Here is a 22,643-nt window from a genome sequence, read left to right on the forward strand (position 1 = left end):
ATCCCAACAGACCAGTGTTTCTAATATTGCGCAGCCTCGCGCTCTACCCGCATGGGTTGTGTCGTGAAATATTGACATAGGCTGTGACGAATTGCGATACATGGACTGGTTCGTTCGTTGCGCGTCGCAGGCCGGGTTCCAGCAGCCAACTTGCCCCATCGGTATCCCAATAAGGTCTGGCGCGAATCTATGCACAAATTCCTGTCGCTCGACCTGCAAGAGATCCGAACCGAGCTTCTGACGAAGAAGTTCGTGCGTAGCAGTGAAGTGCTTGGTCCCACAGAGGAAATCTTCGTTACCAAGGAGCATGGATACCGCCACATCGGCGATCCTGTTTTCCTCCACGTGATGAGCTTTGAGGCAGGCCAACCATATCGTCTGAAAATGGGGAGAAAAGGCCTCGTCTGCGTTCAGATCAACATCAAGGGGGCATATAGTCGGTTGGTAGGCGACCGCACCGATCTGGTTAGCCCTGCAATGATACACATCACCAACTCGCAACGGTCGGTTGTAGACGCAGAGGCAGGAACAAAATTCCGCGGTCTTTTGCTTGTGTGCGACAGGGAGTATCTGCTCGATCAATATGCTGTGAATGTCGACCGGCTTCCAACGCCATATCGCTTGATCTTCACCAGCGACGTCGGCGTAGCTGAGGTAATGCAGCTCCCAAACTCACAATCGACAATTTCGATCGCCGATCAGATTATTTCCTGCAAGCTCACGGAACCCCTCAGATCCCATTATCTAAGGGCCAAGACCATCGAACTGATCTGCGATATCGTGTTGCAGATCAACACACATGCAACGCAGCGACCGATACGGCTCAGAACTTCACTTGAAAAGTCGCAGGCGATCGAAACCGCGGCAAATATTTACAGGCGCGAGGTCAGCAGGCCGCCCACTATCGAGCAGCTTGCTCTGCGCGTCGGATTGAACCGGAACGACCTGACCAACGGTTTCCGAGATATGTTTGGCACTACTCCGCACTATTACGGCCTTATGAGACGTATGGAGCGCGCGGAAGATTTGCTCCGCGATGGGACACTATCGATCAGCGAGATTGCCAGACGGGTCGGCTACGAAGGCTATTCAAGCTTTTCGCGAGCGTATCACGCTCACTACGGCCATGCGCCTGCCCAGTCGGAAGATCAACCTATCGGATAAGCCAATCGAACTGACCCGGAAGGCGCAAGCCCCGTCAATCCAGGGGCAGGTGCGAGGTTTCGGGCATGAACCAAACGACCAGAAAGCTGGCGGTTGAAGCGACAAGGACGTACGCCACCGGCGCCAGAACACTGTCGAAATGATCCGTCAGCCACACCGACACGAACGGTGCGAAACCACCGAACACCGCAGCAGCAATTGCGTAGGAAACGGATGACCATCGCGAACGCTCCGCCGTCGCGAATTGCTCGGCCACAACCGCAGGAGCCGCTCCGGAATAGAATGCGATGGCAACGCCAAAAAGCATCTGGATTCCGATAATCTGACCAAAGCCCGATCCGGCGCCGATCAGCCAGAACGCCGGAATTGCCAGGATCAGGACCAAGGCACAGGACGCCATCATAAACGGACGTCTGCCGTAACGGTCAGAGAGCAGGCCAATGAATGGAACCAGAGCAATAATGACAATAGTGGAGATCGTATTTGACCATGCCGACTGCGCAGGAGTTACCTGACCGTGAGAACGGGTAAGTATCGGAAGGTAAATCAGAAACATATAATAGCAGACAGTCCAGTGTATGGTGATCCCGAATACAGTCAGGAATGGCCGCAGCTTGGAACGTGCGCCCTGATTTGCTGAACCTTTATGCGCTCTTGTCGATCGGATGTAGGCCGGGGTTTCGTCCAACCCGCTGCGAAGCCAGAAACTGACAATTCCGAGGAGGCCGCCCAGAAGGAATGGAATACGCCATCCCCACGCGGACATCTCCGCCGGCTCCAGGAATGTGACCAGGATCGCCGCGATCGCGCTGGCCAGGCCGCTACCCAAGGCCACCGTCAGTGACATGAAGCTGGTCCAGAACCCCCGACGTTCGGATGGGGCCCATTCAATGAGAAACGAGTTTGTGGCGCCCCATTCGCCGCCTGCGGAAAGGCCCTGAAGCAACCGGGCGACAAGAAGAAGGATTGGCGCCAAGATACCGACACTTTCATATGTCGGCATCAGACCGATCATCACCGTGCCGGTTGCCATCATCGCAGCGGTGATCAGCAGAGCAGGCTTGCGGCCCCTCCTGTCGCCGAGCCCTCCCAGCAGCAGCGCTCCGATCGGCCGTACGACGAAGGTGATCCCAAATACCGCAAGCGCCGCGAGCATAGCGACGGTGGGATCACCCTGCGGGAAAAAAGCTTGCGAAATGTTGAGTGCGAGAATCCCGTAGATCGCGAAGTCGTACCACTCAAGTGCGTTGCAGAGGAGAGCTCCCGCAAACGCACGTGCACGCCTTTCGACAGGCAGATAAGACGGTGCCTCTTCAAAGACCTTTGCGATAGCGGCAGTTCCCTCAAACTGACTGCAACATTGCAACCGCGTTTCATCCCGTCAAATGAAATCGGGCCATTTGAATACAAGAAAAGGGACAAACCGCACAGCCACAAGATTCCCGGCTGATTTCTTCGAGCAGCGGTCGGCGTAAGAGTCGTCGCCAAACAGTCCAGATGGCGACAATCGGCAGGAGCTTCCCTATGTCGGATCTTATCGTAATTGTGTACCCAACCGAGGCGAAGGCTGAAGAAGTCCGTACGAAGCTGCTGGAGCTGCAACAAGAATACCTCATCAAGCTTGGTGATGCCGTCATCGCTACCAGGACTGAAGCGGGAAAGGTGAAGCTGAACCAGCTGATCAACACCACAGCGACTGGTGCTGCTTCGGGAAGCTTCTGGGGACTGCTTGTAGGCGTCCTGTTTCTCAATCCACTGATCGGAGTTGCGGTTGGTGCCACGACAGGTGCGCTCGGCGGAGCGCTGACTGATGTCGGCATAAACGATAGGTTCATGAAGGACTTGTCCGCATCTCTGGCGCCCGGAAGTGCGGCGCTTTTCGTGCTCGTCCAGGAGATGACCGCAGATAAGGTTCTCAAGCAAATCGAAGGCTTTGGAGGGGTGGTGCTCAAGACTTCCCTCGACGAGACGAAGGAACAGGTCCTGCGCGATGCCCTTAAGGGTCATTCGAGTGAACCCGCTTCCGAGAAGACAACTTGAGAAGGCCAGGAACATGAAGAAAATTGTACTCGCAATCGCCCTCGCGGGCGCGCTTGGTGGCTGCACGACCACCGAGCGCGATGTGGCAACCGGAGCCGCGCTGGGTGGCGCTGTTGGACTGGCCGCAGGCGGAGACGCAACGAGCGCGGCCGTGGGCGCCGCGGCAGGTGCTGCCGGAGGTCTCCTCGTCCGGAATCTTCGCAACGGCTATTGCCAGTATCGCAATCCGCGAACGGGACGACTTTATACGGCTCGCTGCTAGCAATCAGGACCTTGGTGCGGAAGACTCGCGCCGAGGCTCAATTGTTGCGGATTGCAAGATCTTCGAGAATCAGCTTGTCGTTCGGATCGACGAACTGCGGATAGCGTCACCAGCTTCCGACCGAAGACCAGTCTGGCCAAAACGATAGAAATGCGCAATTCGCCCTTCCTGAACCTTGTCCTGACGATCGCACTCATCCTCATGACAGGATGGCTTCTTTTCGTGGGCCAAGCCATCGTCTTGCCGATCGTGATGGCGGTCATCGCCGTCTATGTTTTGACAACCGCATCCGAGATCATGGGAAGGCTGCCGGTGCTTCGCAGCTTTCCACCACTTGTTCGACATCTCCTGGTCCTGCTGGCATTTACTGCCGGGCTGATCAGTTTCGCTTTGGTCGTGCAGATTACAGTCAACCAGCTTTTGTTCGCACTCCCCCGCTACCAGGTGAACCTGCAGGTATTGATCGATCGGCTCGCTCATCACGGTTGGCTCGAAAACAGCCAGACACTCGATGAGGTCATCGAGGTCACCCTCAAACAGATCAACCTGCAGAGCCTTTTCATCAGACTTCTTGGAGGTGTGACCAGTTTCAGCATGAGTATTTTTCTTGTGGCGCTCTACTCGGCCTTCCTCTTGGGTGAGCGATCCAGCTTCGGGCAAAAGCTCGCGGCCGCACTCCCATCAGGCAATCAGGCAGAACAAACGCTGCGGATTGTCGAACAGATCAATCTTCAAATTGGAAACTACCTTGCGGCCAAGACGTTAATCAACGTCATTCTCGCGGCCACTTCATATGCTATACTCTGGTGGATGGAAGTCGATTTTGCCCTCTTCTGGGCCTTGCTGATCGGCCTGTTCAACTATATTCCCTACGTTGGTGGACCCATGGGCGTCGCTCCTCCAGTAATCTTGTCGCTGGCGCAATGGGGCAACCCTTGGAGCACGCTGGTGTTGTGCGGGCTGCTGGCACTGGTTCAGACTGTGATTGGAACAATCCTCGATCCCAAGATCGTTGGCAGGCGGGTAAACCTGAGCCCGTTCGTGGTGTTGGCAGCGCTTGCCGTCTGGAGTGCACTTTGGGGGTTGCCGGGAGCTATACTTGCGGTCCCTATGACCTCGATCATTGCTATTGTCTGCGCAGCTTTCGAACCTACGCGATTCGTATCCGTCCTGCTGGCGGAAAAGGTCGTGCAGGAAGATTGAGGCTTAGTTCGTCGGCAATCCCTCAACTAGATCAGAGCCATTCTCTCATAGCCCTTGGGCCACCTTTTCATCAGTGCCTAAATCGCTCTAGATTGCGGACCTCTCCACGGGAATCACCTTCATGTCCGCATTGTTTCAGCCAATCCAGATCGGCGCCTTGACCTTTCCGAACCGCATCGCTATCGCGCCGATGTGCCAATATTCCGCCGATGACGGCTCGGCGAGCGACTGGCACCTTTTCCACTGGATGAATCTGGCCATGTCCGGGGCTGGCATGGTCACGTTCGAAATGACTGATGTGGAACGCCGCGGGCGCATCTCGCATGGCTGCCACGGGCTCTACACCGAACACAATACCGCTGCCGCAAAGCGCGCGCTCGATGCCGCGCGGGCTGTTGCGGCTCCCGGGGTGAAATTCGGCGTGCAGCTCGCACATGCGGGTCGCAAGGCGTCCTGTCAACGCCCATGGGAAGGTGGTGGTCCCTTGCAAACCGATCAGGACCCCTGGGAGACGGTTTCCGCATCGCCGATCCCGTTCGACAAGGGGTATCACACGCCCCGCGCTCTCGAAGAGGATGAAATCCTTGAGATCGTCGAGAAGTTTGCCGTTTCGGCGCAACGCGCCGAGCGCGCGGGTTTCGACTTTTTGGAGCTGCACGGTGCACACGGATATCTGTTGCACCAGTTCCTTTCACCACTCGCCAATGAACGAAAGGATCGCTGGGGCGGTTCACTCGAAAACCGCATGCGCTTCATTGTGGAAGTGGTGCGTGCAGTCCGAAAGGCAGTGCCTTCGATGATGCTCGGTGTGCGCCTGTCGGTTAAGGATTGGGTTGATGGCGGATTTGACGAAGAAGAATGCGTCGAGGTTGTCAAGGCGCTCATGAGCGAAGGCGTCGGGTATATCTGTTGCTCGAGTGGCGGCATTTCGCCCTTGCAGAAGATTCCCTCCGGGCCGGGCTATCAGGTGCATCTGGCGGAACATATCCGCAAGCACACGGGCGCAACCGTGCGCGCCGTCGGGATGATCGACACCGCGAAGCAGGCCGAGGAGATCGTGCAGTCCGGACGTGCCGACATGGTGGCCGTCGCACGCGCTGTGCTTGCCGACTCCCACTGGCCGCTTCGCGTGGCTGTCGCGCTCGGCGAACCGTTGCAGCTCCCGCTGCAATATGAGCGCTCGGCCCATCTGTTCAGGAAATGGAGCGCCTTCGAAGAGCGCGCATAGCGCAGGAGGTGCTGTGCACAAAAAAGACCGGCCCGGGTTAGTTTCCGGACCGGCCCGGAGGCCGTTCAATGAACGGTCGATTTCAGATCAGACGCGCGCCGCGGACATGTCGCTCGGGAACATCTCGTTGATCTTGCAGGCGACCTCGGTGCGGTTGGTGGCCTTCAGCTTGCGCATGATGTTGCGGATGTGAACCTTCACCGTGCTCTCGCGCAGGTTGAGCTCGTAGGCGATGATCTTGTTCGCCTTGCCGCGGCGCAGTGCCTCTACGACTTCCGTCTGGCGACCGGTGAACATGCCGGCCATGTGGCGCGCGGCCTCACTCTGAGAAGTCAGTACCTGACGAACGCCCATGACGCTGCTGGCGGGAACGAACACGCCGCCTGCAAGGGCGAGGCTGATGGCCTCGACGCACACGCTGATACCGACCGAGGTCGGGATATAGCCGCGAGCGCCGTATTCGAGCGCCTTCAGGATCTGCGCCAGATCATCCGTGTCGGCAAGTACGATCACCGGGATCGACTTGAATTCCGCCGCGAGCTTCGCCAGCTCCTCGCCGACAGCCGGGTCGGTCACGCGCCGACCGCCGATATTGTACAGGATCGCCGAAAACTGCGCGTGACGATCACGCGCCTGCTTCCAGTCCTGGATCGACGCAAACGGCGTGATCTCCGTCGTCGCATCATGCGAACGAAGGCTCTGCGCGAAGCACTCGCGATCCAGAGCACGCGGATCGATCAGCGCCAGCATGCGGTCATAGTCATGATGAAGCGCGAATTGCTTTGCCTGCATGGACGACATCGAAAGTACGTCGCCCGACTTCAGTGTGGATGTGTTTGCGATGCCCATAGCCCTTACCCCTTTTGATCGCCTGGTTTTGCACAAAGAAGGAGAAGCGATATGACAATGCGCAGCATTCCGACGTGCGCCGCCGCCAACCCAAGGCAACATCGCCAGAACCGTATGGATACCATGTGCGAATTGTTCGGCTTAACGCCGTATTTGACTTACCGCCCCGCCCGTATTTCCGTAGTCAGCAGCTAATCCCTTGCTCATTGATTTAAGCTGATTTAACTACTCCCCACTCCATCCGCATTAACACACATCAATCGAGCTAGATATTTTTTGGCGGGCCGAACGATTGGTAAATCGTCGGTTAGCGACCGTTTGAAACGCGCAAACGCCTGCAATCGCTGGGGATTGTGCGCGCGGCGGGCTTTCAAAGTCGAAGCGAATGGGGGATGCCGTCGGAAAATTCACAATCCAGTCGCCAGCCGCGCCCTTGTTTCCGAACTTTCAGGAACGTCGCGCCGTCGCCCGGAGTAGGTCGCAATGCCTTGACCGCGCATTTGAAACGGCGGCCTCCATATCCGAACTCGATCTCTTCCTCGTCGACAATCTCCTGGTCTACGCCGTTGGCGAAGGGAAACGGCGCGTAGAGCGCTGAAGTGTGGATGGAATGTATTTCGACGATTTTCTTGCCCCTGCCATCACGCAACTCGCCGGTTGCGATGCATCCGCGATGTTCGTCGCCAGAGAGAAACACGACCTGTTCAATGTGGTTGATCGCGATATAGCCGAGCAGTTCACGCAGCGTGTCCGGATAGCCGTCCCAGCCATCCGAGTGCAACGCGCTCAGGTTTGAACTGTCCAGTCGCCTGTCCCACTGCACTGCGCGTCTGTGCCGTGGAAGGAGCATGAGCGGCGTCACCACGAATTTCGGCCCCGGCTTTTCGCGCAGGAACTTCTTCAACCGGGCCATTGTCGGGCCGGCAACGAGGCGCGCTTCGTGCAGATTGCCGACCTTTCGGTGAAAGCGCTCGGAACGTGTGTCCATCAGGAAGAAATGGAAGCCATCGAACTCAAATGTTTCGAGGTCCTTTTGAAACCCACGCTGGTATTTCCGGTAGGCCTTTCGTCCAAGATCCATCTTGTCTTCATTCAGTCGATCATTCGGGATCGGCTCCCAATTGTCGTCGATCTCATGATCGTCGAGCAGCATAAACGAGGGCGCCCGGCGCAACACCTTGCGAACCGCAGGCTGCCTCAGCCAATTCTCGTAAGGAAGGCGATACCTGTCATCGAGGCTCGCGGGATCATAAAGCCCGGCTGTCGGATCGACATAGACCTGGTCACCTACGAACAACATGAAACGCGGCGCTTGCGGTGGGTCCAGTTCCAGTCTTTCGGAGATTAGCTCATAGGAACGATAGGCCGCCTTTGTGTCGAGCAGCCCCGCCGGATATTGGCAGGAAGCCAGCAGGAATGTCGTACCGGTCCGCTTCCGTATCGTCGCAGGCTGTTCAAGAACGTCGCGCGGTATGATCCCTTCCGTCAAAATCCTGTCCGAGTCGAAATTCTCGTCGAGCGAGGAAGGCCGACCGGCAATTCTCCGGGGACGTGACTGGAATAACAGTGCATCGTAGACGGCCTTTGCCGATCGATCGAAGCGATCCCTGTCAAGAGTCGTCTTGATGGTTTGCGAATCGTTTGTGTTCAGCGGACTCCGTCTCGAAAGCCTTGGCCTCACATCGAATGCGATGTCGGCGTTGTTTTCGACGCCGGTCCCCTTTCGGGCGAGCGTGTCGTCTTCGGCATAGATCAGAACCAGCAGGAGCGCATTGCCGCTGTGATCGGGATTGCTGCACGGCAGCTTCGAAACAAGCTTGCTCAGATCTAATGTGTCCCATCCCTCCCGACTCAACTCTTCCGACCAGAAGAGCACCATGTGATTGGCGATATAGTTCTCGGTCCACGCCTGCCCGTCAGGCCGCACGATCCCGTCTGAGTCGGCCTTGACCGGCAGGATGACACCCCCGACCACTTCGGGGTGTGATGGAAGCGAGCCGATGCGCATGCTCCAGACCGGCGGAGCAAGTGGATCGGCGCCGAGAGCACTCTCCTTCGTCAGGATCGGCCCGATCCATGGGGGATACGCACACAGATCGGTATCCGCCTTATTTTCATGATGGCGGGTTTGATCGTCGAGAAACTCCGAAATTCTTGCGAAGACCGGATATCTGGTCGTGCCTATCAGGGAGTCCTGATGTCCTGCCCCCGGGTTGATGAACGGCTTGACAAATTTGCACCCGGCATCATCGAGGATCGTCTTCATTCGACTGACGGTCGAAAAGTGGGAAAGCCCGTTTTCCTTTCCGTGAATACTCAATAGCGGGAAATTGAAGCGCTCCTTGAGCGTTGAGCGGGAGACCAGCTTGTTTCGGCCTTTGTAGTTGGTCATCATCGCATGACGGACATAGTGCAAGGTTGTCGCAACGGTCCGGAGATTCAGAGCTCCGAAATGCTCGTTTATAAAGCGCAGCACGTCCGGCTCCATTTTAGCCAGACTGAAGTCCCTGCCGTAGAGCGCATCCATGCGGTGACGGGTGCGTGTCCAGGGAGTCCGCTTCCACGGTAGCACCGGATTTTCGATGTCGAACTCTTCAACCGGATAGGGAAGCGTTGCCAGCGCCCGGTCCCACAGATCGTCCGCCAGCGAGGGCTTGGAGGGATTGAAGCTGTAGGTCGTCGGAAGATAGTTGAGCAGGTAGTGCACAATGTATCCGCGAAAAACATTCGCCGGCGTGAAAACAACGAGCGGCCCGACCTGCGTGAACGCTGCCCGGTTTACCTTGCCCGCCAGCCTGTCTTCGCCGAGCATGGCGAAGCTGAAGACGATGGTCCCCATGCAATGCGCAACAACATCGACCTCGCCTGTCGCCGAGTGCGATGCGGCCAGTTCGATGACATCCGCAACATCTTTCTTGCCGATCTGATCGAAGCTCCACCCCCTCTGGCAGGTCGCGTCGTGGGCCGGGCTGGTTCGCAAATCCGCAATCCAGATGTCTCGCCCGGCTTCCCACAGGTGGCTGGCAAGATTTGGATTTACCGCGTGATGCGCGAAGGTGGTGCCGCCCGCGCTATAGCCGTGCAGCATCACCACCGGGCGCGCCGTTGTCGTATCCTCTTGCGGATAGCGGGTGATCAAGACCTTTCCATCGACTTCCTTGCCCTCGAATTGAGGAATTTCGACAATCGGAATGTGGATGGTTTCCGCCTTGACCTTGCGGCCGTCGCTCAAGCTGAGGAACCTGGGAGGAAGGAAGTCCGGATAGTCGTTGGCCGGATCGACGTCTATATCCGGAGCGCGAAAGCTCCAGATGTGGTGTGTCAGGAGCAGGCGGATGAAGTACCCGGCGAACATCCCCAGTTCCGCGAGCGCGCCGACCGCATTCAGTTGCTTCGTTATCTGAAACAGCGGAATGCCGATCTGCGCCAGGTAGCCGGTGTCCAGTTTTAGCGTGAATGTTTCGCCACGCTGGAGGCCCGGGAAGCGGTCAACCGAGACGTCCATCAACTGCCGCCACGGATTGCCGCGGCGCATATAGCTGAACGTTTTGGTGCCGGAGATTTTCATGCCGGTCAGCTTCAGCGACGGTTCGAGTTCAGGCGTCCCGACCGTCAAATCATATGACAATGTCCTGATGGCGCCCGATTTGCTGGCGATTCCCAACCCGGCCTTGATACGCTGCCAACCCCCTGTGTATTGACCGCCGCCGTCCCCATCCACGAGGGACTGATAAGTGTCTCTCAAACCCCGGTTGAGGAGCCATGCGGTTCCGGCGCGCCAGATGCGGCCTATGATCCCGGAGGGAGCACGATGCAGCACGCTGAGCGTCCCTGTCACGGGCGCGCTGAACACAGCCATGGCTTCCAGCTTTCGTTCACGCTTGAGCGGCGGCAGTGAGATGCCTTCAAGTCGTTTCCACGCCAGCAGCGGGAATATGCGAAGCCGGCTTTTCAACGCTCCGGACGGAGATTGGGAAACACGAAGAACCCCGTCGCCGCCCATACCCGGCATGAGTTTGCAAATCGCCTTCGGCTCGATGCGAAGCGTCAGTTCGGCAATGAACATTCTCGACTTTCCCGGAGCCGTCTGGAGCCGGACCGGGCCGACAAGGCGCTCGACGATCTCGACTTCGGTGTCGGAAGGAACAGCCGCGACATCGGTGCCCCTGAAGACCGGCCTTTGCAGTTCAGCTTGGGTGCCATCCGAGTCTGCGTCCGCTCCTGCCTTGAGTGCCCATCGTTCCGCTAGGATCTCCGACGCCCGCAACGCCACCGCTGAAATCGTCAGGGCAGGGTTTGCAGCAAGCGCGCTGGGGATGATCGAGCCGTCGAGCACGACCAGATCGTCGTAAACGGATGCGGTCGCGTCACCGGAGAACACCTGCCCGAGATGATTGACGACGCCGCTGCCGCCGTCATCTCCCATGACGCAACCGCCAAGCGGGTGAACCGTCGTGAGCGGCCCTTGCTTGTTCTCGAGCAACCAGGCGAATTTCGGAGGCAGCAGCCTCCACATCGGATTTGCAATCTTGCGACCTCCGCTGGCCTCGGTGATGCTTTCGATCGTCTCCGCCTGCCGGGCGAAGAGGGGCAAGTCGGGCAGGGTTGCCCAGCGCATGGTCGCGACGCCGTCCTGCGCGAGCCGAGACTCATCCTCAGGCAGGGCGCTCCGATGCGGAAGTTCAATGCTGCCGGAAGCGCCATCGTCGCCCATCACTGCATAGAGTGCCGAGTTGAGTATGTTTCCTGGCGTGACGGCTATACCGTCGTCAGCCGGGAAAGCGATCTCGTGCCTGCTCCAGTCAATCTCGGCAAGACCGTGTAGCGTGTTTGCCGTTGCGAAGATTTCCGCAAAAGCCACGCGCAGGCTGGCAGGCACGGACAGTTCCTCGACCAATACACCCTCGGGACCGTCGCGGAGATCGATCATGCCTGTGATCGTCGGGCCGATGGCCCGCTCTGACGGCTTGACGGTGCTGTCCGCCACGGAGTTGATCTTGTCCTGCGTGGCAAAATCGACCACCAGCATGTCGCCATTGGTCGAACACTGCTTTCCGATCCGGGCCGACGACAGGCGCAGGCCGCTCTCCTGTGACCGCAGCAGGATTTCCGTCGACCCCATCGTCCCGGCCGAGAGAATGAGCTTGCGCGTCCTGATCCTGATGCTTCCCTGATCGCGCCTGCGCAAGGTTGCATCTGTGTAGACGGTCTCCACCAACCAGCCTTCCTCCGGATGCCGCGCGACGTTCAACACGGTCGCGCCGGTGAAGATTTCCGCGCGGTTTTGATGCGCCTTCGCGAGTAGATTCACGTCGAGGGAGTTTTTTGCCCCGAAATTGCAGCCGGTCGCGCAATCGCCGCACCTCTTGCATATTTTCAGCGCGACATTGCCCGAGCTCCTTGTATCGCTCATCGCAACCGTCAGAGGCGCATACGAGAAATGGGAGGGGTCGAGCTCGCCGATTGCCTTCGATTTCCGGGGAACCCCATCGGGATGGGATGCTATCGTGTTCGGCTTGCCGCCTATCCTTGCACCGAGCAATTCTTCGGCGCGGTCGAAATAGCCGGACCAGTCGCCGACATTGGATAATTCTTGCGGCCAGCCTTTTGCAAATACGCGATCACGCGGGCGAACCATCACGCCCGCATTGACGAGTGACCCGCCGCCGAGTCCGTTAGCCGCAACGGTTATAACGCCGCTGCCCGCACGGATGTCGTATAGGCCCTGCTTGTTGTTGCCGTGCCGGACGTATCGCGGAAATTCTTCCAGGCCGGTCGCGAACGAGCCCGGCAGATACTCGTTTCCACGCTCGAGCACCCCGACCCGTATCAGCTTTCCATCGCGGCTGAGCCCGGCAAAAGTGGACGCGGCGACGGAACCGCCATAGCCGCTGCCGACGATCAGGACATCGAAATGAATCTCTCTTTCAGCCTTGCGGACGCGCTCGACAAGATGCTCGAAGCCCTTGGAAATCCAGGCCGTCAACGAGTCGTCATACGACAAGTCCCGGGGACGTGGCATGTTTCATGCCTGGGCCGGATTTGTGTCGAAAGAAGATGCGAAATTCGTCGCGCAGGTTTGCGGGCCGTGAAGCGTAAAAACGGCTCCGTTGCTGCCGGTATTCTGTACGAAACTCAGCATGGCAAGTCCCTCAGTTGCATGCAGTCCGTATTCCAGCAGTTTCAGTCTACTCCTTTACTTAAGATTGTATAGCGATTTCGCTGGAGTTGCCGTTGCGGAACCGGCATGATGCAAAGATCCCGATGACGGGCAAAAAGGCGGAAGCATACTGCGGGGAATTTGCTCGAAACTCGAGTTGGCGCAATCGGGCAATGCCCCTGATCTGAACTGGACCGCGCAAGCGCGAGGCCTTGGGGAATGGATCAGAACAGGCAATTGCTTGAGAGCTTTCTGCCACTGCAATTGCTTGGCAGGCTCCACGCGATCGACGGTGAAAGACCTGTCGCCATCAAATTTTCCGCCGCCGTTCTCTTTATCGACGTTTCGAGGTTCACCAGCCTTGTCGAGCAGCTTGCCCGGCGCGGCCATGGTGGATTGGAAGCAGTGCCCCGACTGCTTGGAATGGCATATTCGCGATGCGCGGAACAAGTGGGCGCGCGCGGTGGCGAAGTTGCAAATTTCGCGGGAGACTCGCTGCTTGCCTACTGGCCGGTCGACACCTTTGGGGTCGCCGACGCCGTCCGAAGCGCGTCGGAATGCGCTGACGCAATCTGTCGGGAGCATTGGGAACGCCTGACCGATCATGACGAAAACGAGCCGGCGCTGCATTTCGGCATCGGCGTAGGCGAGATTTGGGCAGCAGCGGTCGGCGGCGAGCCGACATGGAACCTGATTGTGGGAGGCGAGGCCGTGGCCGACGGAGCCAGGGCGCTCGCAGGAGCGCGGAGTTGGGAGTTCGTTATTTCCGACCACGCGCAGCAACTGTTGCATGACGCAGCCGAGGTCGAACAAGAGGTGCCGGGCGATCCGCCGCCCACATCCGCACCGACCGCATGGCTGGCCGAGTTTCTTCCGCCACTCCTGCAGGAGATCGTTGCCGATGAAGGTGACGAGGCCGGGCTTATGCCATCGCCCGTCGATGCGCGCCTCGATGCGCTTTCGGAAATCAGGCCCATCTCCACCTTGCTCGCGCGCGTTTCCGGCCTCGATCCCACGGAAGGGAATTCGCTGCGCCGCCACCATCTCCTCTGTGCTTCGATGCAAGGCATATTGCGCGATCTGGGCGGCCCGGCGGGCGAGCTGATGTTCGACGACAAGGGCCTGATTTTTGTCGCGGCATTCGGCATGCGCGGGACCTTCCACAGGGACGACCCGAAGCGCGCCATCGAGGCCGCCCGCGCAATCAGGCAAGCAGCCCTCGACTTCGGCCTCGATGTGTCGGTCGGAATAGCGACAGGCGATACGTTCGTCCGGGTCGTCGGCAGCCCGCGACGCCGGCAACTGATGATCCTCGGGCCCCCCGTGAACCGTGCTGCACGCCTGATGACTTCGGTCGTTAACGAGATCGTCTGCGATGCTCCCACCGAAAGGGCGGCCAGGTCGGCGTACCGGTTCGAAAGTCGCGGCACCCTGCGGCTGGAGGGGCTGGGCGACATGGCGCCGATCTATAGCCCGTTGGCCCCTGCCACCGTCGCCCTGCCCGCCAGCATGCTGATCGGTCGCACAAGGGAGATCGCTGTCCTGAAGCGCGCCCATGCGGAAATGGCGGCGGGACACAACAGGCTCGTGATCGTTCAGGGAGAGCCGGGGATAGGCAAGACCGCCCTCGCCAACGCCTTCGCTGAGGATCTGCGGCAGGAAGGCCTGCCCGTCTTCATTTCGAAAGCCGAACGCGACAACAGGCGAACGTCGCTCCTCGGTTGGCGGCGCGTCCTGGAATCGCTGGTGGACCTACCGCATGACAGCGACGCCAACGAGGTATTCGAACGCATCTCTGGCCGCACCGCCCATTGGCCGGCCATAACCGAGCGCCTTGGCCTGCTCGGCGACGTGCTGTCCATCGAAAATCTTCAATCAGAAGGGACGCGGCATCTCACGGGCGCGCACAGGGCGGATGCTACGATGCGGCTGCTGGGCGAGATAATCGAGGCTTTGGCGCCCCGCCCCATGACGCTGGTTCTGGAAGACAGCCAGTGGCTCGACTCGGCATCGTGGCGGCTGGTCGAATGGATTCTCGGATCGTTTTCTCCCTTGATGATTGTTCTATGCGTGCGTGCGGGAGAAGTCCCCGAAGAACTTCGAAGCCTCCAGCAGCGCGCTCGGGCCTTATGGACAAATGCCGAAAGCGATGAAGGGCACATTCGCGTCGTTGAACTGACGGAAATGGGAAATGCTGCGATATCGGAGCTTGTCGTGCGGACGATTGGCGGCGTGCCGCCTCACGACGAGATCATCCGCCGCGTCGCTACGCTGGCAGGCGGCAATCCGTTCTTTGCTGAAGAGATTGCGCTTACGCTGAAGGATGAAGGCCTGATCGCCGAGCGTGATGGTCAGTGGCGTTCGATCAGGCCGCTGGACGACCTCAAGCATTTCGAAGGCGTGGAACGGGTTATCCGAGAACGCGTGGACAGGTTGAGCGCGCCCGCGCAGGACGTGCTGCGCTCGGCGGCGGTGATCGGTCGCTCATTTACCGGCGAGGCGTTGGGCGCTCTGTGCGGTGGCATTGCGGGAAACTCGCTGGAAGTTCTTTGCGAGGCGCGGCTGGTGCGCCGGGAAACGGGCACAGACGGATATGAATTCCGCCACGATCAAATTCGTGACGTGGTCTACAATTCGATTCCGGGAGATGTGAGGACGCGCCTGCACAGCACGTTCGCAAGCTGGATCGAGGCCAATCACTCCGAAGCGATGGGAGCCGAGATTGCCGCCCTCGTGCAGCACCACGAGGCTGGAGGCAACCACGACAAGGCCGTCCAGTTTGCCGACGTTGCGGCCCGCAGCGCGCTGGAGATCGGCGCGTTTCGCGAAGTCGAGGCATTCATCGATATCTGCCTCGCGCATGAGCCTCCCCGGCAATCATGGAGCCAGGATCAGGAGTTGCGTTCGGTGCGCTGGAGACGGCAATTGGCGGAGGCGCACTACAGCCGCGGTGACATTCATGCGCAGGGCGTGGCGGTGCGCCATGCACTGGATGTCGCCGGGCGGCCGGTTCCCTATGGTGAGCCGGCGACACTAGCCTCACTTCTCGCTCGTTCGATCCGTCTCACGCTCCAGCAGGCCTTTCCTCCCGCTTCCGTCCCGGACGGCCCCGGCCAGCCGGAGAACTGGGATTGTGAACTCGCGCGCTGCCTCAGCCAGGCCGCGATGGTCGACTATTTCGAACTTCGCTTCACGCGCGGCATGTGCAATCTCGTCGGCGCCGCCATCCATGCCGAGCGCACTGGAGTGTCCGTCGAGCTGGCCATCGCATCATCGCAACTGGCCTGTGGCCTCGGCATCATGGGATGGACCCGCGCCAGCGACCACTTCATGCGGCGCGCGGAGAATGTGGCCATTGCGCTCGGCGATCCCGCTCTCCACTCGCATGTCTGCAATCTCGATGCACTCTGGCGGTTGGGCCGCGCAGATTGGGTTATGGTGGATCAGCGCCTCGACCAATCGCAAAGCCTCTCGCTCAAGGCAGGCGATCAATTGCGTTGGTGCAATGCACAGGGCATGCGCTTCTGGTCCCAGTATTATCGCGGCGACCAGGATGCCTGGGAGCCGACTTCGCTGGCACTGCTCTCGCACGCGCAGAACGCCGGCAACATCCAGCAGGAAATCTGGGCACTGCGGTGCAAGGCGCTGTGCCTGCTCCACACGGATCGGCCGCGCGAGGCGATCGACATATTGCGGCTCATTACCTCCGCGATGCCGGGATCGGTCGATCTTGCGGCAAGAATTTCCGCGATGGGCGCACTGGCACTGGCGCTTTCGAGGATCGGCAACACCGCGCAAAGCATCGATGCCGTAGGCGAAACGCTCCGCCTGTTGCGCGAGATGCGGCGACCTTCCTCCCACAGCATCCTCGTCGGCATAGCGGGCGCGCTCGAAGTCCTTGTCCGGGGCCGCGAGGTCGGCCTGCTTCAACGCTATGAGCATTGGCAGGATTGGGAGCATGAGGCGCTGACCGAATTGAAGCGATATGTCGGCGTCTTTCCCGTCGGCATCGCGCAACTTGGTATGTGGGCCGGGGCCTCCCAGTGGTTGAATGGCAGCAAGGACGAAGCGCTGGCTAGCTGGCAAAAGGCGACGACCGATGCGCGCAGTTTTCACCTGCGAAAAGACGAGTCCATGATCGCTGCGGAAATTCGGAGGCGGAAGGATCGAGCCTAGTCGCATCATAAATCTCACCCCCCGCCAGAAGCCTGTGTCATAAGTCGCCATGTCTGCTAACGTGAAGCGTCATCGCTTCCGCACCTAAGCTTCGCTTGAAAATCGTCAGCCATGGAAATCAACAGCAGGAAATTCACCCGCAGCAAGCTCCTGAGGCGTTCACGGGTCATAGGCATTTCCCGCAGGGTGTGGATTCCACGATTGGTGTTCTGGACGGGTGCAGCGACCATTGGCCTAGTGAGCGTTGCATTCGCCGTCCTCGCGGATGAGGCTCAGAGGATATTCCATCTGGCGATCACGCCCGCCGCAGGTACGGACCAAATCTGGCGCGAGTTCATTCCTGTCATTGTGACTCCGATGGGGTTCGTAGCCTGTGCATGGGTGGCGGCGCGTTTCTTCCCGGGATCACAGGGCAGCGGAATTCCCCAGGCAATCGCGTCGCGCCACCTGCGGGAAGACGATGACCGGGCTCACCTTCTCTCGCTTCGGCTCGCCGTCGGTAAAGTCTGCCTTACGGTGATGGGACTTCTTTCAGGCGCATCGATCGGACGCGAAGGTCCAACGGTTCAGGTCGGCGCATCAATCATGCTTACGGCGGCACGATGGGGAGGCATGGCGCGGGCGCGCGGACTGATACTCGCCGGATCCGCGGCGGGTATTGCAGCAGCTTTCAATACACCGCTCGCCGGTATCGTTTTTGCGATCGAGGAAATGGGCCGCACCTACGAGGCCCGCACCAATGGCCTGATTCTCTCCGCTGTCATTCTCGCGGGCCTTGCGTCCATGGCGCTGTTGGGCAGCTACACCTATTTCGGCGTCACCGATCAAACTATCTCGCTTGATGACTGGTTGCTCATCGGCACATGCGGCACGACAGGCGGCGTCGCAGGAGCGTGGTTTTCGGCGCTCGCATTGAGATGCACTCGACAGATCCGAGCGTGGAACCGCTATCAGCCTATGCCAAGAACACTCCTTATTGCGGCCGGTTGCGGGTTGGGGGTCGCACTTATCGGCATTCTCTCCGGCGGAGATACGTTTGGCACGGGCTATGAACAGGCACGGCTGGCCGTTGAGGGCAGCCCCCCGTCGATAGCCTATCCGTTCCTCAAATTTGCGGCGAGTTTTCTCTCAATGATCTCAGGCATCCCCGGAGGCATTTTCGCACCCTCGCTTTCCATCGGAGCGGGGATTGGGGCGACTATAGGTCAATTTCTCAGCGCCCCCACTGGAGCCGCGGCAATCCTTGGCATGGCTGCCTATTTCGCGGGTGTCGTGCAGGCCCCGATGACCGCATTTGTCATTATACTTGAGATGACGGGAAACCATGACAACGTAATCCCGGTGATGGGCGCCGCAATGATAGGATATGGCACGGCGCGGCTGGTCACGCGCGAGACACTCTACCACGCGCTGGCCCGCCTTTTTGTTGCAGAAGCAATTAAACGGCGGCGCGCCACGGGCGCAGTCAGTTGAGATTTCGGCGGCAGTTCCAATCTAAAATCCCCTGCCGCAGGCCTGCCGATCATGCTATAATGATGGCGTGGCATGCATACAATGCGGATGACGTGACCGTTTTAATCGCGTTTTGTGGCTCAGTCGGGAGGCTGACCCGTTGTTGCTGGCACTCCAGATATATTCCTTCCGTAGGACTTGGAGCCAACCATCGCCGTTTGCTCTCCTGAATCGGCACGCATTCCATTGCATAGCCGGAAAACAAGGAGGCTGGTCGTCATGACCATAGATGAACAACGCTTGAACGCATTCATGGGAAAGATGCTGGACGACATCGGAGCAGCGATGAATGCCTCGCTTCTTCTGCTGGGGGACAAGTTGGGTCTCTACAGAGCCCTGGCAGACCACGGTCCGCTCACCTCGGATGAATTGGCCACCAGGACGAAAACGACGGAACGCTATGTTCGGGAGTGGCTCTCCGCCCAGGCGGCATCAGGCTATGTAGAATTCAATCCGGCCGATGGCAGGTTCTCGCTGCCGCCTGAACAGGCATGTGTTTTCGCCGACGAGGACAGCCCGGTCTTCCTGGGCGCGGTCGGGGACCTCGTCGCGGCCGCATTCCGGGACGAACCCTTGGTCACAAGCGCTTTTCGATCCGGTCGAGGCGTTGGATGGGACAAGCGCTCGGAATGTCTTTTCTGCGGAACCGCCCGGTTTTTCCGCACCACATACAAGCATCATCTCATTCAAGACTGGTTGCCCGCCCTCGACGGCGTGGTGGACAGGCTTGAGCGCGGCGCACGCGTTGCCGATGTCGGATGCGGCCATGGCGTCTCGACCCTGCTGATGGCCAATGCCTTTCCGAGGTCACGGTTCTATGGATTCGATTATCATTTGCCATCTATCAAAGACGGCGCCAACGCGGCAATCGAGGCTGGCCTGGCCGACCGCGTGAGCTTTGCGCAATGTGTGGCCAAGGACGTGCCGGCAAATGACTACGATCTGGTCTGCTTTTTCGATTGCCTGCATGATATGGGCGATCCCGTCGGCGCGCTGGCGCATATCCGCCGGACAATGAAGCCCGATGGAGTTTGCATGCTCGTCGAGCCGCTGGCCGGAGACCGTCTGCAGGACAATCTCAATCCTGTGGGCCGTGTCTATTACGCTGCATCCACGATGATCTGCACTCCGGCTTCACTTGATCAGGAGGTCGGGCTGGCGCTGGGAGCGCAGGCCGGTGAAGCGCGGCTGAGAAGCGTGGCGGAGGAAGCGGGATTTTCGCGTGTCCGCCGCGCCGCTGAAACCCCTTTCAATATGGTGCTCGAAATTCAGGTGTAGTCCCACGCATACATGCGGAGAATGCGCATGACTGACATTCAATCGATGTTCGGGCTTTTGCGGACACATGTCGCCGCACCTGTCGCAGACGCAATAGAGAGGGAAATTGCGGATGCTCCCGATCGAAGGCTGTTTCGTATCAATCCGCTGGCGTTTGCGGAGCGAAACGACCTTGATCCGGAAGAAACAATCTCCGGCTTTCTCCACGCGGTCCAGATCGGCCTTTTCACCATAACCTGGAATGTCCTTTGTCCGGGCTGTGGAGGTGTTCTGGACACCAATGAAAGCCTGAAGACGATCCGCAAAGAGTCATATGTATGCTCGATCTGCGCCGAGGGGTATCAACCGACCCTGGACGAAATGGTCGAAGTGACGTTCACCGTGAGCACACGTGTCCGTCGGATCGCTGCGCATTCTCCCGATCAGTTGCCTGCCCTTGAGTACTATCGACAAATGTATTGGGGCTCTGCGATCGACCTGCCCGAGGACAGCTACGAAGAGGTCACCAACCAATTCATTATCGACCATGTCGAAGTCGGCAGCGGCGAGAAGATGGTTCTGTCGGTCCTCCTGCCATCGGGCTTCGTCGTGGTGTTCGACCCTGTAACCCACATGGTGCAGTTCATAGAAGTCGAGGGAGAACCGACACAGGAGCGTCAGTCGATCTCGATTTCATATGACCGCGAACACACGCACAACCAGACCCTGAAGATGCGACCCGGTCCGTTTCGCCTTTCCATAGAAAACAAGACCGATACCCGCATATTGCCGAGCATCATCCTGGCTGGCGATGTGTTGCATGATCTGCTCTCGCGCCGCAGGAGCTTTCTTACCGCAAAGCGGCTGCTCACGAACCAGACATTTCGTGACCTGTTCCGGACTGAAACGCTCGATGTCGCTCAGCGCCTGCAGATTACAAGCCTCACCTTCCTCTTTACCGATTTGCGGGGATCCACCGAACTCTATGAGGCAGTGGGGGATCTCACCGCTTTCGATCTTGTGAGAACGCACTTCCACTGCTTGCACGACATCGTTCGATCCGAGGCGGGCGCGATCGTCAAGACAATAGGCGATGCAATCATGGCGACGTTTGCGACGCCCGACCGCGCCGTGGCCGCGGCTTTGAGGATGCGCGATGAAATCAATGCAATCGGAAAAGATTCCGGTGCACGCGAGCTCATTCTCAAGATCGGCGTTCACGAAGGACCCTGCATTGCCGTCAATATGAACGAGCGCCAGGACTATTTCGGACAGACGGTCAATATTGCATCGAGAGTGCAGGGGCTCGCCGATTCGAGGTCGATTTTCGTCACCGATTCAATCGTGAATGACCCTGCCACCGAACACTTCCTTCGCCAGAAATCTATTGTTCCCAGGCCACACGACGTCGAGTTGAAAGGGCTGGGCAATCCCTTTCATGTCTACGAGATTCCATGAGAGCACGGCTTTCTTCTCTCACGATTTCACGTGATCGGAGTGAGGAGATCGTCAGAGCCCGAACTGTTGCGGAAGCCAGAGGACCGTCGCTGGCACGAAAGTGATGAACAGGAGTATGGCGATCATAAGCGCCAGAATTGGCAAGCTCTCCCTGATCACCTCCGACATCGGAACTTTCGCCACCGATTGCGTGATGAGCAGATTGAGGCCCATTGGAGGATGGATCAGCCCGATCATCAGGTTGAGGACAACGACGAGCCCGAAATGCACCGGATCTATGCCTAGGGACAACGCCGTTGGGAGAACAATGGGAACGATGATGATCGTGGCTGGAGTGGAATCCAGGAATGCACCGGCGACCAGAAGCACGACATTGATCATCAACAGAAAGGCGGTCGGCGACAATTGAGTCTCCTGCATCCAGGTCATCAACGCCTTTGGCACGCCGTGCACCACCATCAGATAGGCTACGAACGACGAGGTCGAAACGACCAGCAGGATGTTTGCCGTTTGCATACCCGCGTCGACAAGCACGGCCGGGAACTGCTTCCAGCGAAATTCGCGATGTATCACCCAACCAACGAACAAGGCATAGACCACGAGCACCGCGCCAATCTCGGTGACAGTGAAAAACCCTCCTCTCGCTCCGACGACCAGCAGCACAGGCATCATGAGCGCCCAGATCGAGGAACGAAACAGGGCCCAGATCGTGGCCCAGTCCTGTGATCCCCGACGCTTAAGGTCTTGGCGCTTTGCGTGCCAATTTACGTAGAGGATGAGCGCAAGGGCCATTATCAGCGCGGGTATGTAGCCGCCTACAAAAAGCTTTGTGATCGAAACCTGAGCGATGACCCCATAGATAACGAGTGGGATTGATGGCGGCAGAATCGGTCCGAGCAAAGCGGCACCTGCTGTCAATGCTGCCGCGAAACCACCAGTGTAACCTTCCTTCCGCATTTCGGGAACAAGAAGTGCGCTCGTTGCAGACGCGTCCGCGACAGATGAGCCGGATATCCCTGCAAGAAAGACATTTGTGCCCACATTCACGGTGCCGGAACTCCCGCGCAAGCGTCCAAGCATGGCTCCAAGCAAGCCTACGACCCGATGCGTGATGCCGCTGCTGTTCATGATGGATGCTGCGAGAATGAAAAACGGCACAGCCAACAAGGGAAAGGAATCCACGCCGTTCACCATTTTCTGGGCAAGGATAAATCCAGGTGTTCCCCATATGACGATGATGACGACGGAAGCGAGCCCCAACGCGACTGCGACCGGAACTGCGAGAAACATGAGGGTAAAAAGGACAAGGGCAAGGGTCAGCAGCATGAGCATGG

General features: G+C 58.7%; 13 protein-coding genes. 9 read left to right on the forward strand and 4 right to left on the reverse strand.

Annotated elements, in window-relative coordinates:
• Positions 1-189: 189 nt before the first annotated feature.
• Positions 190-1,164: an AraC family transcriptional regulator gene (locus M9924_05680; protein ID MCO5063892.1), complete on the forward strand. Its 975-nt coding sequence runs from the start codon at positions 190-192 to the stop codon at positions 1,162-1,164.
• A gap of 34 nt (positions 1,165-1,198) precedes the next feature.
• Here the strand turns inward: M9924_05680 and M9924_05685 are convergent, their stop codons facing one another.
• Complete coding sequence (locus M9924_05685) at positions 1,199-2,530, reverse strand: MFS transporter (protein MCO5063893.1); 1,332 nt, start codon at positions 2,528-2,530, stop codon at positions 1,199-1,201.
• Positions 2,531-2,688: 158 nt separating this feature from the next.
• Between M9924_05685 and M9924_05690 the strand changes: the two genes are divergently transcribed.
• The 4 genes from M9924_05690 to M9924_05705 all read left to right on the forward strand — a co-directional run bounded on the left by M9924_05690 (position 2,689) and on the right by M9924_05705 (position 5,897).
• Positions 2,689-3,204 (forward strand): DUF1269 domain-containing protein, encoded by a 516-nt coding sequence (locus M9924_05690; GenBank protein ID MCO5063894.1) that lies wholly within the window; start codon positions 2,689-2,691, stop codon positions 3,202-3,204.
• A 13-nt stretch (positions 3,205-3,217) separates the two neighbouring features.
• Positions 3,218-3,466, forward strand: a complete 249-nt coding sequence (locus tag M9924_05695; GenBank protein MCO5063895.1) for a hypothetical protein — start codon at positions 3,218-3,220, stop codon at positions 3,464-3,466.
• A gap of 150 nt (positions 3,467-3,616) precedes the next feature.
• Complete coding sequence (locus tag M9924_05700; GenBank protein ID MCO5063896.1) at positions 3,617-4,669, forward strand: AI-2E family transporter; 1,053 nt, start codon at positions 3,617-3,619, stop codon at positions 4,667-4,669.
• Positions 4,670-4,790: 121 nt separating this feature from the next.
• Positions 4,791-5,897: an NADH:flavin oxidoreductase/NADH oxidase gene (locus M9924_05705; protein ID MCO5063897.1), complete on the forward strand. Its 1,107-nt coding sequence runs from the start codon at positions 4,791-4,793 to the stop codon at positions 5,895-5,897.
• An 87-nt stretch (positions 5,898-5,984) separates the two neighbouring features.
• Here M9924_05705 and M9924_05710 read toward each other — a convergent pair whose 3' ends face one another.
• Together M9924_05710 and M9924_05715 are read right to left on the reverse strand one after the other, a co-directional pair.
• Positions 5,985-6,746: a response regulator transcription factor gene (locus M9924_05710; GenBank protein MCO5063898.1), complete on the reverse strand. Its 762-nt coding sequence runs from the start codon at positions 6,744-6,746 to the stop codon at positions 5,985-5,987.
• Between the two features lie 370 nt (positions 6,747-7,116).
• On the reverse strand, positions 7,117-12,768 hold the full coding sequence (locus tag M9924_05715; protein MCO5063899.1) for an alkaline phosphatase D family protein: 5,652 nt from the start codon (positions 12,766-12,768) through the stop codon (positions 7,117-7,119).
• 357 nt (positions 12,769-13,125) lie between these two features.
• Between M9924_05715 and M9924_05720 the strand changes: the two genes are divergently transcribed.
• The 4 genes from M9924_05720 (at position 13,126) to M9924_05735 (ending at position 21,309) form a co-directional block, all read left to right on the forward strand.
• The gene (locus M9924_05720; GenBank protein MCO5063900.1) at positions 13,126-17,082 is read left to right on the forward strand and encodes an AAA family ATPase; all 3,957 of its coding nucleotides are present in this window, start codon (positions 13,126-13,128) and stop codon (positions 17,080-17,082) included.
• A gap of 111 nt (positions 17,083-17,193) precedes the next feature.
• Complete coding sequence (locus M9924_05725; protein MCO5063901.1) at positions 17,194-18,555, forward strand: chloride channel protein; 1,362 nt, start codon at positions 17,194-17,196, stop codon at positions 18,553-18,555.
• 258 nt (positions 18,556-18,813) lie between these two features.
• Positions 18,814-19,872: a methyltransferase domain-containing protein gene (locus M9924_05730; GenBank protein ID MCO5063902.1), complete on the forward strand. Its 1,059-nt coding sequence runs from the start codon at positions 18,814-18,816 to the stop codon at positions 19,870-19,872.
• A 27-nt stretch (positions 19,873-19,899) separates the two neighbouring features.
• Entirely contained in the window at positions 19,900-21,309 is a 1,410-nt protein-coding gene (locus M9924_05735; GenBank protein ID MCO5063903.1) for an adenylate/guanylate cyclase domain-containing protein, read from the forward strand.
• Between the two features lie 51 nt (positions 21,310-21,360).
• On the opposite strand, the gene M9924_05740 is transcribed toward M9924_05735, so the two are convergent.
• Positions 21,361-22,641 carry a TRAP transporter large permease gene (locus M9924_05740; GenBank protein MCO5063904.1) on the reverse strand — a complete coding sequence of 427 codons (1,281 nt, stop codon included), beginning with the start codon at positions 22,639-22,641 and terminating at the stop codon, positions 21,361-21,363.
• Positions 22,642-22,643 lie beyond the last annotated feature (2 nt).

The organism is Rhizobiaceae bacterium (assembly GCA_023953835.1).
In the GTDB taxonomy this organism is placed as follows: Bacteria; Pseudomonadota; Alphaproteobacteria; order Rhizobiales; family Rhizobiaceae; genus Mesorhizobium_G.

Coding starts and splice junctions, on each gene's coding strand:
- M9924_05680 (MCO5063892.1), top strand. CDS start 190: ATGCACAAATTCCTGTCGCTCGACCTGCAAGAGATCCGAACCGAGCTT.
- M9924_05690 (MCO5063894.1), top strand. CDS start 2,689: ATGTCGGATCTTATCGTAATTGTGTACCCAACCGAGGCGAAGGCTGAA.
- M9924_05695 (MCO5063895.1), top strand. CDS start 3,218: ATGAAGAAAATTGTACTCGCAATCGCCCTCGCGGGCGCGCTTGGTGGC.
- M9924_05700 (MCO5063896.1), top strand. CDS start 3,617: ATGCGCAATTCGCCCTTCCTGAACCTTGTCCTGACGATCGCACTCATC.
- M9924_05705 (MCO5063897.1), top strand. CDS start 4,791: ATGTCCGCATTGTTTCAGCCAATCCAGATCGGCGCCTTGACCTTTCCG.
- M9924_05710 (MCO5063898.1), bottom strand. CDS start 6,746: ATGGGCATCGCAAACACATCCACACTGAAGTCGGGCGACGTACTTTCG.
- M9924_05715 (MCO5063899.1), bottom strand. CDS start 12,768: ATGCCACGTCCCCGGGACTTGTCGTATGACGACTCGTTGACGGCCTGG.
- M9924_05720 (MCO5063900.1), top strand. CDS start 13,126: ATGGATCAGAACAGGCAATTGCTTGAGAGCTTTCTGCCACTGCAATTG.
- M9924_05725 (MCO5063901.1), top strand. CDS start 17,194: ATGGAAATCAACAGCAGGAAATTCACCCGCAGCAAGCTCCTGAGGCGT.
- M9924_05730 (MCO5063902.1), top strand. CDS start 18,814: ATGACCATAGATGAACAACGCTTGAACGCATTCATGGGAAAGATGCTG.
- M9924_05735 (MCO5063903.1), top strand. CDS start 19,900: ATGACTGACATTCAATCGATGTTCGGGCTTTTGCGGACACATGTCGCC.
- M9924_05740 (MCO5063904.1), bottom strand. CDS start 22,641: ATGCTCATGCTGCTGACCCTTGCCCTTGTCCTTTTTACCCTCATGTTT.